The sequence below is a fragment of the Spirosoma radiotolerans genome (genome assembly GCF_000974425.1).
GTDB lineage: Bacteria > Bacteroidota > Bacteroidia > Cytophagales > Spirosomataceae > Spirosoma > Spirosoma radiotolerans.
Genome location: NZ_CP010429.1, coordinates 810,776 through 822,934, shown reverse-complemented (window position 1 = coordinate 822,934; position 12,159 = coordinate 810,776). Strand labels below are relative to the sequence as shown.

11 protein-coding genes are annotated in these 12,159 nt (G+C 49.9%); 3 read left to right on the top strand and 8 right to left on the bottom strand.

Annotated elements, in window-relative coordinates; all coding sequences use genetic code 11:
* Nucleotides 1–162: 162 nt before the first annotated feature.
* The 8 genes from SD10_RS03225 to SD10_RS03190 form a co-directional block, all read right to left on the bottom strand.
* The gene (locus tag SD10_RS03225; RefSeq protein WP_046375659.1) at nucleotides 163–969 is read right to left on the bottom strand and encodes a carboxypeptidase-like regulatory domain-containing protein; all 807 of its coding nucleotides are present in this window, start codon (nucleotides 967–969) and stop codon (nucleotides 163–165) included.
* 143 nt (nucleotides 970–1,112) lie between these two features.
* Nucleotides 1,113–2,429, bottom strand: coding sequence for a hypothetical protein (locus SD10_RS28575; protein WP_052731058.1), 1,317 nt, complete (start codon nucleotides 2,427–2,429; stop codon nucleotides 1,113–1,115).
* Between the two features lie 48 nt (nucleotides 2,430–2,477).
* Nucleotides 2,478–3,491 carry a ScyD/ScyE family protein gene (locus SD10_RS03215; RefSeq protein WP_046375658.1) on the bottom strand — a complete coding sequence of 338 codons (1,014 nt, stop codon included), beginning with the start codon at nucleotides 3,489–3,491 and terminating at the stop codon, nucleotides 2,478–2,480.
* 109 nt (nucleotides 3,492–3,600) lie between these two features.
* Nucleotides 3,601–4,197: a c-type cytochrome gene (locus SD10_RS03210; RefSeq protein ID WP_046375657.1), complete on the bottom strand. Its 597-nt coding sequence runs from the start codon at nucleotides 4,195–4,197 to the stop codon at nucleotides 3,601–3,603.
* Nucleotides 4,198–4,311: 114 nt separating this feature from the next.
* Nucleotides 4,312–5,157, bottom strand: coding sequence for a helix-turn-helix transcriptional regulator (locus tag SD10_RS03205; RefSeq protein WP_046375656.1), 846 nt, complete (start codon nucleotides 5,155–5,157; stop codon nucleotides 4,312–4,314).
* Between the two features lie 105 nt (nucleotides 5,158–5,262).
* Nucleotides 5,263–5,934, bottom strand: coding sequence for a hemerythrin domain-containing protein (locus tag SD10_RS03200; protein ID WP_046375655.1), 672 nt, complete (start codon nucleotides 5,932–5,934; stop codon nucleotides 5,263–5,265).
* 151 nt (nucleotides 5,935–6,085) lie between these two features.
* Nucleotides 6,086–6,478 carry a RidA family protein gene (locus SD10_RS03195; RefSeq protein ID WP_046375654.1) on the bottom strand — a complete coding sequence of 131 codons (393 nt, stop codon included), beginning with the start codon at nucleotides 6,476–6,478 and terminating at the stop codon, nucleotides 6,086–6,088.
* A gap of 249 nt (nucleotides 6,479–6,727) precedes the next feature.
* Nucleotides 6,728–7,564, bottom strand: a complete 837-nt coding sequence (locus SD10_RS03190) for a helix-turn-helix domain-containing protein (protein WP_046375653.1) — start codon at nucleotides 7,562–7,564, stop codon at nucleotides 6,728–6,730.
* A gap of 119 nt (nucleotides 7,565–7,683) precedes the next feature.
* Between SD10_RS03190 and SD10_RS03185 the strand changes: the two genes are divergently transcribed.
* From SD10_RS03185 to SD10_RS03175, 3 genes are all read left to right on the top strand, one after another.
* Nucleotides 7,684–8,553: a 3-keto-disaccharide hydrolase gene (locus tag SD10_RS03185; RefSeq protein WP_046375652.1), complete on the top strand. Its 870-nt coding sequence runs from the start codon at nucleotides 7,684–7,686 to the stop codon at nucleotides 8,551–8,553.
* Nucleotides 8,554–8,789: 236 nt separating this feature from the next.
* Nucleotides 8,790–10,505, top strand: coding sequence for a tetratricopeptide repeat protein (locus SD10_RS03180; RefSeq protein WP_046375651.1), 1,716 nt, complete (start codon nucleotides 8,790–8,792; stop codon nucleotides 10,503–10,505).
* A 314-nt stretch (nucleotides 10,506–10,819) separates the two neighbouring features.
* On the top strand, nucleotides 10,820–12,151 hold the full coding sequence (locus SD10_RS03175) for a DUF2254 domain-containing protein (protein WP_046375650.1): 1,332 nt from the start codon (nucleotides 10,820–10,822) through the stop codon (nucleotides 12,149–12,151).
* Nucleotides 12,152–12,159: the final 8 nt, after the last annotated feature.

Sequence of the window (12,159 nt, the reverse complement as noted above, 5' to 3'; positions counted from 1 at the left end):
CCAGCTCCATTTTGATTTATCACCGCTCATATAAAAGGCCCGTTTGCCCTTCTTACGGGTTTACCAACAGCCAGTGCACCAATTAGCCTGGTAGCTAATTGAAGGGATTGGGTACGTTTGTGCCGATTAGGCTTGTTGGCTAACTGATGGGCTGTCAAGCCATCAGCGGTTGGTGAAGCCTAGACCCATCTGGTTGAACCGGGTAGCCGATTCATTCCCCACGAAGTCTAACGTTACTGAAGAACGGTAGTCAAAATTCTCGCCGTCCCAGGCGTTACAGACCCGAAGTGGTTCGCCAGTGGGCTTGTATACGGCGGTAATCGTATACCGCCCAATAGGGATGTCTTTGATAATGCCATACGTGCCTCTTTTCGCCTGAAGCGTCAACACCTTGCCGGTCGAACCGTCGATGAGTGGCCCACTCGGCGTCAACGTCAGTTCAACGTTTTCTTCATCGTATAAGCCATTGGCGTTCAGATCGCGGAACAGTTCAAGAGTACCACCGTAATAAAGATCTAAGCTCAGGTCAGGCATGTGGCCGGTTAGTTTCCATCGAAAATTGCGAACGGGTTTTTCGTGGGCCGTGAAGGGGGCATCATTTTCGGGGTCGAGCCAGAGCTTATAGATCCGGTCATTGTATTGCTTGAGCAGATAGCTTTTGGCTATCCACTCTCCGGCAATATCCGTCATTTGCACCCTATATGTACCATCGGCAGCGGTCTTGACCTCGGGGCCGTCGCCACTGAACACCGCATGGTCAATGAAAACCGTCGCCCGGGGTAGCGGTTTGCCTTGGGAATCGGTGACTTTACCAACTACGTAACCGTCCTGACCCATCGAAGCCGTGTTGGTGTTCGCAGTGTTGCCGGGCTCAGGAGACTTTGTTTGGCAGGCCGTCAGGGCGACTAAACTGCTCGCCAGCAGCAGGGTAATACCCTTTAGAAAGTGAAAAGAGAGAAAGGAGTTCATGATTGTATTTGTTTGTTTTGATAAAAAGAAGAAGGAAATAGCGTTTGGAGAACCCGCCCGGTTGGTGGAACCTGACTGCTGGTTGAAAAAGACAGGGTGGCTTAACCCTGGTTGCGTTGACGAAAAAATTGATTTTAGCACCGTTATTCAGCCACGGCTGTTCGAAACTCGCCTTGAATCTGTTTCCCAATGATTTCGGCCGGACATGGTCCACTCAATTTGTAATAGGTACCGCTCAACGTCCCTCTGACATAGTTCACCCCGTCTACTTCGTCGAAACCGGTAATGATTACATTACCAGGAGAAATAACATACTTTGCCGGAACACAGGTTATAGTATAGGAAACATAGCCATCATACGTCGAAACGGAGGGAGAAAATTCTGCGACAGCGGCTCCAGTCTTCATGCCTTGTGTATACGGATAAGCGCCCAGCGGATTATCCGGATTTGGCAGCGTCAGAATGACATTTAATGATTGAGTAAAGGCTTCATTCGTTCCGGTCAGCGTCAGCGTTTGCCCCCGTTTAGTGCAAACGATTTGGCTCCACTCAAATGGCTCTCCGCCAAATGTGCCCGTAAAGTAGTCAGACCCAATTAAGATGCGTTTTCGTAAAAACACTTTCTTGGCGCTGTTCTTAAATGTAATCTCCGCTTGAACGGTAACTGGATTTTGGGGCGGATACTTAGCGGGGGCGGTATAGGTTACCTGAAGGCCTGCTGTTTTGGTCACTAGTTTGCCGTTAGCCTCCCCACCCACAACCGACCAGACGATGTCTTTTACCTTAAACGTTTCGTGTTTGGTTTCGGTCAATGGCGCAATCAAGAACGCTTCAGTCACGTTTATAGTAGCTGACTGGCCAAAATCCAGGGTCTTACCTTTATCGGGCCCTCCTTCCAGGTCAAGGTCTTCAAGGCGTTCCAGTTCATAAGCCGTCCAATCGCTGAAGTGAGGCATCGCCACTGAAATCAATCGGTTCGTCGTGTCAACAATTATATCCGATGCCCGTTGCCACCGCCGATCGGTTTGCTGAAAACCGGCGGCCAGCATATCCGGATCATTAACAGCCACCTGGCCCGCATCATAGTGGAATGTTAAGTGAGCCGCTTTGGCAAATTGGGTGCCATCCGGTGAAAATCGATACGCTAGCCCTACTCCATTCGGAGCTTGATTTGTAATTGGTTGAATAGTAATGGTGGTGGCTGTCGTGAGCGCACCAGCTGGGATGACTAAGTCAACAGCGCCATCCGTTGAGCGAACCGTTCCACCCTGAGGTCCGATGAGTTGACTGCTTGATGTTCCCTGTGGTTGACCTATCTCGGTAACAGCACCTGATTCTGTACCTGAAGGGTCAGTGGATGTAACAGGGGATGTAGGTGACACAACATCGAGTTGTTGTTTACAGCCCGTCGCACTGGCGAGTAGTGTCCAGACAATAAAAAAAGAATTACGTAAGTTCATTAGCTCTTGTTGTTGTAAAAATTGGGGCGAAATAGATGGAACAAACGCTTAAAACGTGATTTTCATCAGGCTACCATCCCCTAAGCTGGTCAGGTAAGCCGTATGGTTGTTGACCACTTTGAGATCCGTTGGCAGATTCAGCTTGTCAAGCAATACATCGCTGGTGGTTCCTCGGGCCCGTACTAAGCGCCCCGTGTTGGCAGTAAAGCCGGTTGGTCCGAATACCGCATGTTCCAGTACGAGGTAGTTCCCGCTGCCATCGTTCTCTACATCCACCAGGCTATTGAATGCCTGCTGAAACACACTCAGATTTCCGGCCAGATCCATCCGGTATAGCAAGGCTTTGCCAGCCGGGAACGGAAAACCTAACAACGTACTGATGGCAAACTGCTTCCCATCGTAGGTGATGCCCGTTGGTACGGATTCGATGACCGGTGGACCCGGTGGCGGACCAGCGGGGTTCGGATTCTGAATGCCTAGCACCTCCGTAACGATGCTCAACTGCCCAGCCGGAGACCGGCGAACGATCGCATTGGCAGCCGCATCTGCAAAGTAAAGGGCCCCATCCGGCCCAAGGGTCATGCTGTACAAGTGTGATTCACCCGTATCATTCTTAAGATTCTGATTGATCACAAACTGCTGGATTGGTTCTGGCGTTAAGGTGGTGGCCGAAATGGCTGGATCACCCGTTTTGACCGATGCCAGGTTCAGGGTATAGAGCCCTTTTGCATTCAGTACATAAAGCACACCATTGGCAATCAGGAGGTGGTCGGTAGCATCCAGTTCGTTGTCCGGCCGTTTGAACGAGTACAGGCCGGTAATCACCGGATGAACCTGGCCATCGGGGGTAATTTCGGATACCCGGCCATCCTGTTGGCCGGTTCCTTGCTCGGTAACAAAAACGCGTCCAGTAGCATCAGTTTCGACGCCAATGGGGGCCACCAAACCGGTAACGAACGTAGTGGCGGTCGGTGTAATAGCTGCGATGTCTCGGTGATCCTGGCAGCTAATGACCAATCCTGCTGCGAAAAATAGGCTTAGGGTAACTTTTCGGGTAAACATAGGCGTGTTGTTGAATTGAGTAAAAGGCTACTTGTTAACCAGATGCCCTGCTTTCGCAGGGCATCAATAGGTTTTTAGGGTGATCATCAGACTAATCGGTAAGTGTACCTCAAGGGGCTGGCGGCATCGGGGCCGGAACCGTATTAGCCACCGGTTTGAGCGATTTCAAATAAGCGAACACCGCTTTCATATCGTCATCAGTCATATGGGTGTAATTGGGCCAGGGCATCGGGGGTAGCAATGGCCGGTTATTATCCAGCCCTTTGGCTTTTCCCTGCCGCATGGCTTTGGTGAACTGAGCCAGTGACCAGCTTCCAATACCCGTTGCGTCGGGCGTTAAGTTGGCCGCAAACGACACACCCCAGGGGCCAATGAAGGCGGTATTCTGACCATTGAACAGTACCCACTGCCCTGTTTTGACCATATTCTTATCAAAGCTGCCTAAAGGTTCGTTGCTGTTGTAGCCCGACAGCAAGCGGTCCATGTCTGGGGCTGGCCCTTGCGGAGTCATTTTTTTAGGCGAATGGCAGTCGCCACAGCCCATGGTCATCACCAGGTACTCGCCCCGTTTAAGTAAGGGGTTCTGGGTCGGCCGTTGGTGAACGGTGGTCACCTTCTGTTTTTGACTGGGGGTGTCATGCCGGTTGGTAAAGGCACAAACCAGTCCTGCAGCGGCCAAAGCCGCTCCGTACATCAATTGCTTCATGGATATGGTGAATTTTGGGTAAAGAGGTGCCTAGGGTCTAGTTAGCCCAGGGCGGGCAGACCCGAAATAGAAAAATAAAGACAAGAGGATGACCAGCCTGAACTACGCAGGATGTTAGGCCCTTAGGCGCATTCGTTGTTGAGGAGGCCGGCGGAAAAACTGATCGGAATCGTGGTAAACAAGCGTGGGCACGTCATTGGAGAACTCCTTGAAATCCCGAATGAAGTGAGCCTGATCTGAATAGCCTAAGTTATACGACACATCCAGCCAGTTGGGCGTGGTAGCCGTTTGCTGAAACGACTCGTAGGCATTTCGGAAGCGAATAATCCGCTGATAGAGCTTGGGCGTGGTGCCAAAATTATCCTTAAAGCTACGTTCTAATTGCCGCTTACTAACAAACAGATGCTCACTTAAGGCTTCAATGGACACATTGCCCTTTGCCTGCCGAATCAGTCGAGTAGCCTCGTATAGATAATTACGTTCCCCTTTCAAATTTTTGAACTGGGCCAGTAAAAACGATTCAGCGACCTCAATAACCGACTGGATATCCGGCAGGCCATACACACGCTCCGTCAGCCGGTTTGTTTCTTTGCCTAAAAACGTTTCCAGATCGGTGAACTGATTGAACAGCGAAGCTACCGGTACGTTGAACAGTTGGAGCAGGCTTTCAGGTTTAAGCCGAATCCCAAACTTACGGCTGGTACCTACGGCTTTCCACTGGACAGTATCGCGGTAGAGGCCTACGAAAAACGCCTGGGGAAGCTCCTGCCAGCTATCGTTGAACAGCACGTGGGCGTGGTTATCGTCCAGGTGCAGAATCAACTCCAGTGCCCCAAAGGGCATACAGCGCTGGATAGGCGACTCCAGCCTGCCTTCCGTTTTAAAGTCGTGCAGCCAGTAACATTCCACGAAGGATTGAAGGGCCGGAGATGGACTAAACTCCTGGTAGCTTGTGCTCATACTGGTCGATGTTATTCGCTAATACTGAGTAGGGTACGTTGATAAAACAAAAATACAGGTGCTGTCTTAGTTACCATTGAAGAAAAGCGACATATTTTCAACCGTTTACACAGTTTCCAGCGCGGCATGGACCTTTACCAGCCGTTCCGATGGAAGTTCATCCCTGGCAATGCCCAGAAACGTCTCGAAGACGGGTGCTGGCGCTTCTTTTTTTACACCCAATAACCAGGTGATCACTTCGTTATCGTTGATCGAACGCATCATCCAGCGGCTCTCGGCCAGCAGCGTAGGCAACGGAATCGATTGCAGGATTTGAGCTTCCATCTGGCGAATCTCGGCATCGGAATAATGCTTCCAGAGCAGGTACATCAGCACGTTTTCCTCTTTGTTCATGTGGTAAAGGTTAAAGGCGATGAACTCGTTAAACGCATAGCCGATGCGCTGCCCAATGGTTTCTCGGGTAATTGCCGAAGGATTGGTCCGCCAATCCTTGATGTGCTCAAATAACGTCTCCGTTAGCCGATGATCGATGTCATGGTCTTTTTCCAGTTCGTCGATCAGTTGGGCGTTGTGCTGGCGAATTTTGGGCAGAATAAACTGGTCTTCGTTTTCAGCGTGCTCGTCAAAGAAGCGAAGCACCTGCTCCAGTTGATTGACCGTCGCTTCGGCTTCGGGTTGAGCAAAGTCGGTTTGTTGAATACAGCGGGCCGTATCGTATAACATACCCCGTAAGCCTTTGTGAATTTGGTTAAACACGTTATAGCGTTGTTGTGACATGACTTTTTTTGTTTTGGAAGATAGGTGTATTGAAGGTTTGGGGACGGCTGCGGGCGGCATCGATGGTGGCCCGTTTATGGGCGCACCGAAGCGGGCACCGAATGCATCCTACCGCTTGAGGTCTGGTCTGTGGGCAAGCCATGAGCTGCGATTATTTTACCGCTGTGGCTTCGATTTCGACCATGAGCTGCGGAAAAGCCAGGGCATTGACTTCGGTTAGCGTACTGGCCGGTGCGCACCCAACGGCTGCCAACCGATCCATAACCTGTCCGTAAGCAGCAAAAAACTGACCTAGCGATGTTGTGTAAAAATTAAGCCGCACCACGTTGGCCAGGGAGTAATTCGCCTGTTGCAAAACGGTTTCCAGGTTGTCGAAACTTAAATTAATCTGCCCACTCATATCAGTTTCAACGGGCCGTCCGTCCGCATCCATGGCGGCTTGTCCAGCACAGTAGAGCGTATGGGTTGCCTGAGGGATTTCGACGGCCTGGGCATAGCCTAACTGGTCCTGCCAGTGCCAGGGATTAATGATTGACTTTTGCATTGTTCTTAGTATTTAATGACGCTCTGTGTTAAACGTCTATGCAAAAGTAGAACTGCCCATACGCCCAGTATTGAAGAAATGCGACACGTAAAAATAGTAAGAGAAACTGCAACGAGCCGCAGCACTACACGGCCCCTTTACAGACTGACAGCTAAAAAACCAGACGCCTATAATTCATCCGGTAAGGTTTTCAGAATAAGATTGGACCGGCTAAAGCGGAAGCTTCCGAACAACTCGCCCCTGCATTTGTCAAGTTTGTTTGCGGAAAGCGGTGGGTGTATTACCCGTATACTTCCTGAACTGCTTACAAAAGTGACTTTCATCCGTGTAGCCAAATTCATCGGCAATCTGCGCTAGCGTTAACGGGCTATACAGCAATCGGGCTTCAATAAGTTTAATCCTGTGTTTGATAATGTACTTCTTTAGGGATTCGCCCGTTTGCTTTTTAAAGAAGAGACTAATGTAAGCCGGGGCATAATGAAATACATCAGCTAAGTGCTCGATACTGAGTTCTTTAGGCCGGTAGATATGTTGCTGAACATACATCAGAATTGCTTCCACCGAAGCGTTGACAACGGGCCTGGACGGCGCTTGTCCAAACAGATTTCGAGCCAGGATCATCAACATACTTCGCATTAGGCTGTCTCGAATAATGGCAAAATAGGGTGGCTGGTGACGTTCGTACTCTTCTTCCAGAACCATCAGCAGGTGGCGCAGTTTTTCCTTCTCCTGTTTATCTACAACGATGGAACCACGACTTTGGGAAGAAGTCGTGAGCAAAGTTTTTATGATCGGTTGCCAGGGGCTGTCTTTGTCCACAACAGGGTGATCATGGATCGACTCATTGAAGCGGATAAAGCAGAACTCGGTTAGCTCATGAATCGCAAAATCGTGATAGTCTTCCGGCCCTAACAGAAACACATCACCCTGGCTATAGCCAAACCGATTGCCGTTTATATGATGAATGCCAGCGCCTTTGAGTATAAAAATAATCTCAAAGTAGGTATGCTTATGGACCGCATGCAACCAGGTCGTAGCCTCAAAGTGATAAATGTTAAAGGGAGTATGTAGTATATATCGTTTCATAAGCCTTCGGCCACGTATAAACATACCGATAAAGAATGGATTTATACAATTTATCCAAAATCGTCCTACCCTAGCTTTGCTGCTGTTTAATGAGTTTCTCTACTGACTCAAGCAGGCCTATGAAAAATTTCGTTTTGTTAATCATCAGTTTAGCAGCAACCTGTCTGCTACCATCCATGCATAAGCCCGACGAATGGGTTCCTCTTCTGGACAAAGATTTGACCCAATGGGAAACCTATATAAGCTATGCCCATAAGCTTGACTATAATGGAAATATACCCAAAGATAAGTCGGGCAATCCAGTGCAACCTGTTGGGTATAATAAAGATGAAACCCATGTTTTTTCTGTCCTGAATGAACCGGGTGGCCCCGTGCTACGGATAAGCGGGGAGAAGTATGGCTGCCTGTTTACCCGCCAGTCCTATGAAAATTACCACCTAACCCTTCAGGTCAAATGGGGTAACCAAAAATATGAACCCAGAAAAAATAAATTACGTGATTCGGGCATACTCTATCATTCGATTGGCGAAGCGGGCGTCGAGTATTGGCGTTCGTGGATGCTGTCGCAGGAATTTCAGATCATGGAAGGACATATGGGTGACTTCTGGTGTCAGGCCAACTCCGCCATTGACATCCGTTCTTTCCAATCCGAGGGCGTTATGAACCGGGTAGCAGACGAAAAACAACCGTTTGGTACCTTTAAGAAAGGCAGTGACTCCTACTGCCTTCGATCAGCAAACTACGAAAGTCCGGCTGGCGAATGGACAACTCTGGAACTGATCTGTTTTGAGGGAAAAAGCCTCCATATCGTCAATGGCCACGTAGTGATGGTCCTGAAAGACTCTCGCTATACAAACTCCGATGGGCAGGACGTGCCCATGAGAAAGGGTAAAATTCAGTTACAAAGTGAAGCAGCCGAAGTGTTTTATCGAAACATTCGCATTAAACCACTGACGGTCATGCCCAAAGCGTACGCGGGCTTATTTTGAAACCGGCTTTTCAGTAGCCCTCATGGTTTGCACTGGCCGCGCTGGCCCTGCACATGTACGGCTTACCCTATTATATCGCCATTCGTTTATCCTGTTATTCGTGCTATACGAGGTAACAAGTCGTTTTCTAAGTCAATTCTAAGTAATCGTTAAGTTTTCTCTTAGATCTGTGCTATAAATTGCCTGCATTCCTCCAGAAGACTCAACGGACTGGGGGAAACAAACCCTAGCACAACATGAAAACGCAACTCACATGCTTACTTTTTTCAGGTGTCGCGGGAGCCATCTATGCGCAAACCCCGACGCCCGATGCGAATACCCTGATGAACCTTGGGCGGTTTGACGAAGCCAAAATAATCCTGACCCAAAATGCGCAACAGAATCCGTCGGCACAAACCTATTTCGACGCTGGTTACGGTTATCTGAGGGCCGGCCAGCCAGACTCGGCCCGCACGTGGTTTGACAAAGGAATCTCGTTGGATGAAAAGCGTATTCCGCTCAATCAGACGGGGTTGGCCATTACGTATCTGGTCAAAAACGATAAGACCAATGCAGAACCAAAGCTTAATGAATTGGTCGATAAGAGTAAAGGCAAAAACGCGGAGATTCTGTACCGAATCGGTGAAGCGTATACGGGTTACTTAACCCCCGGTAACGGCTCAATCAAACCAGTTTATCCCAAGGCCGTGGATGCTGCCAAAGCCATCGACTACCTGAACCGGGCGGCCGACCGGGATAAGAAAAACGCAGCCATTCAGCTTGCCCTGGGCGATGCGCACTACCTGAACAAAGATGCCGGAACGGCCGTATCGCGTTATGAAAGCGCCCTTGAACTGGGCATGAACGCTTCGCGCGTGTACCAGCGAATCGGCGATATTTACTGGCAGGGACGGAATCTGAACCTGGCAGTCGAAAATTACAAAAAAGCCATCGACGCCAATCCGACCTATGCACCGGCCTATAATCAACTGGCAGAGTTATATTTCCTGGTCAACCGCTACAAAGAAGCCGCCAATTATATTGATCAATATGTGGACGTATCAAAGGATAAGCGCCAGGAAACACTATTGCGGCAGGCTCAATTTCATTTTCTGGCCAAAGACTACCAGCGTACGGTCAATATGATCGACAGCAATCGGACTGCGCTGGCGCAGAATCCGATTGTTTACCGAATTGAAGGCTGGGCCTATTCCTCTCTGAAACAACCGCAAAAGGCCATTCAGAACATCACTACGTTTCTGGAAAAAGCGCCGGACAAAGTCATGCCGGACGATTATAAATACTTGGGTAATGCCTACTTAGGTATCGACAATCCGGGCAGCGATTCGCTCAAAGCAATCAATGATTCTCTGGGGATAATGAACCTCGCTAAAGCCGCTCCGTTCGATACAACGGAGAATCTGTACAGCACCATGGCTAAATATTATTACCGGTCGAAAAAACATCCGCAGGCTGTTGCCGCGCTCGACTCGGCCGCTAGACACGGTTTCAAAGCCGATGGGCAGGATTTATTCCGCTACGGCATGAGCAATTATACGCTTGGTTTTCAGCACGATAGCCTGGGCAAGCTGATCCGGGACACTACGCGCTTTGCGCTGGCCGACTCGGCGCTGGCCTTATCACAGCAAGTCACACCCGATTATGCCCCCACTGTGCTCTATCGGGCCAAGGCGAATTACTATGCGTATCCACCTGAAGAAGCCGTACGAAAGGGCAAAGCGAAGCCCTACTTTGAGCAGTTCATCAACATGGTAGCCGATAAACCAGACGACCGGAATCGTTATAAGAAAGATCTGATCCTGGCCTTTAAGTACCTGATTTCCTACAATGAGCTGGTCACCCAGGATGCAAACGCCCGAAACGAGTGGCTCCAGAAAGGTCTATCGTTTTTTCCGGAGAATAAGGACCTAGCTAAAATTGCCGCTCCCGAAACAGATACGGCCAATCAATAATGCTTTTTCATCGTTGAATATGTGTAATGATTGAATCGCTACCGGGGCACTGTTCTCTGGTAGCGATCTTGTTTTTGAAGACTAGTGCCCAACCATTGCCTCTATACTGGCTGCTGGCCGTATCGCCAGCACAGGAATAGTGCCGCAAAGGATCTTTGGAAAAGAGCCAACTGTCCGTTGCCGGCCATCGGTCCACTTTTCGCCACGACTACCCTGTCTTTAAGCCACATGTAGTAATGCCTTTGTTAGACGACTGATCGGCAAACCATTTCCCGAATGCCGGGTTTGTAAAACACCCCCAATCGACACGCTTAATGACGACCCAGCTCCAACAGTATTGGCAACAACTTAAGGAATCACTCTGGTTTGTACCCGGCCTGATGGTGCTATCATCGTTTGGATTGGCCTATGGGTTGGTTGAGTTCGATGTGCATACCAGTTGGCAGGGCCAAAAACGCCTGCCTCTTTTATTTGGAACAGGTGCGGACGGAGCCAGAGGCATGCTATCGGCTATTTCCAGCTCCATGCTCACGGTAGCTGCGCTGGCTTTTTCCCTGACGCTGGCCACCATTACGCAGGTAAGCAGCCAGTACTCGCCCCGCGTGTTGCGTAACTTTATGCGTGACCGGGTCAATCAGGTAGTCATGGGCTACTTCGTGAGCGTTTTTGCCTACTGTCTCATCGTGCTGGGTACCATTCGGGGAACGGATGAAGTGAAATTCGTTCCTGCTACGGCCGTGCTGATCGGTCTGATCCTGGCCCTGGGTGGGGTAGTAGCCCTGATCTTTTTTATCCACCATATCGCTGAATCCCTGCAGACAGGCACCATCGTTCAGCATATTTTTCACGAAACTAGCAAAGCCATCGAGAACCTGTTTCCTGACCGGTTTGGCGAACCCATCGACGACCCTAAAAAGGCAGAAGCTGCCCTGCACTACGCCGATGAACAGGCGGGCTGGCATCCCGTTCAGACCAGCCAATCGGGCTACCTGCAACGGATCAATACCAACGGTCTGTTAAAATGGGCCAGCCACAACCACGTTGTACTACGGATTGAAAAAGAAATGGGTGCTTTTGTGGGTGAAGGCACGGTGCTCTTCAGCGTTCGTAGCGGCATGGAGCGGCCCGACCCCGCCGAAGCTGACTGGCCCAATGACCTAATGATATACGTGAGTATTGGCCGACACCGCAATGTTGAGCAAGACGTTGCTTTTGGCATTCAGCAGTTGGTGGACATTGCCTTGAAAGCGCTCTCGCCAGGCATCAATGACACCACGACCGCCATAATGGCGGTGGATTACCTGGGGGCTGTCGGCGAACAACTCGCCCGGCGCGAATTCCCTTCCCGGCTGCGTTCCGATGGCCAGCACCTGCGGGTGCTATTGCGAAGTTCGAGCTTCGAGGATTACATCCGGCTGGCATTCGACCTCCCACGCATCAATGCGAAAGGCAACTTCGCCGTCTTTCGCCGGTTGCTACGGGCACTGGCGCTGGTCAATGAAGCTGCCTGTTCTAACGATCGCAAATCGATTTTGAGTAAACAGGCTTCTCTACTGATGACTTACTCGGAGCAGACACTTGACAGCGATTATGAAAGACAACAAGTGCATGATTTGTATACAAAACTTAGGAAGACGTGGTCGTAATCCGTTAG

Excerpts from the sequence above, each read along its gene's own strand:
- SD10_RS03185 (WP_046375652.1), top strand. The coding sequence starts at position 7,684 with ATGAAAAATTTCGTTTTGTTAATCATCAGTTTAGCAGCAACCTGTCTG.
- SD10_RS03215 (WP_046375658.1), bottom strand. The coding sequence starts at position 3,491 with ATGTTTACCCGAAAAGTTACCCTAAGCCTATTTTTCGCAGCAGGATTG.
- SD10_RS03195 (WP_046375654.1), bottom strand. The coding sequence starts at position 6,478 with ATGCAAAAGTCAATCATTAATCCCTGGCACTGGCAGGACCAGTTAGGC.
- SD10_RS03180 (WP_046375651.1), top strand. The coding sequence starts at position 8,790 with ATGAAAACGCAACTCACATGCTTACTTTTTTCAGGTGTCGCGGGAGCC.
- SD10_RS03205 (WP_046375656.1), bottom strand. The coding sequence starts at position 5,157 with ATGAGCACAAGCTACCAGGAGTTTAGTCCATCTCCGGCCCTTCAATCC.
- SD10_RS03225 (WP_046375659.1), bottom strand. The coding sequence starts at position 969 with ATGAACTCCTTTCTCTCTTTTCACTTTCTAAAGGGTATTACCCTGCTG.
- SD10_RS03210 (WP_046375657.1), bottom strand. The coding sequence starts at position 4,197 with ATGAAGCAATTGATGTACGGAGCGGCTTTGGCCGCTGCAGGACTGGTT.
- SD10_RS03175 (WP_046375650.1), top strand. The coding sequence starts at position 10,820 with ATGACGACCCAGCTCCAACAGTATTGGCAACAACTTAAGGAATCACTC.
- SD10_RS03200 (WP_046375655.1), bottom strand. The coding sequence starts at position 5,934 with ATGTCACAACAACGCTATAACGTGTTTAACCAAATTCACAAAGGCTTA.
- SD10_RS28575 (WP_052731058.1), bottom strand. The coding sequence starts at position 2,429 with ATGAACTTACGTAATTCTTTTTTTATTGTCTGGACACTACTCGCCAGT.
- SD10_RS03190 (WP_046375653.1), bottom strand. The coding sequence starts at position 7,564 with ATGAAACGATATATACTACATACTCCCTTTAACATTTATCACTTTGAG.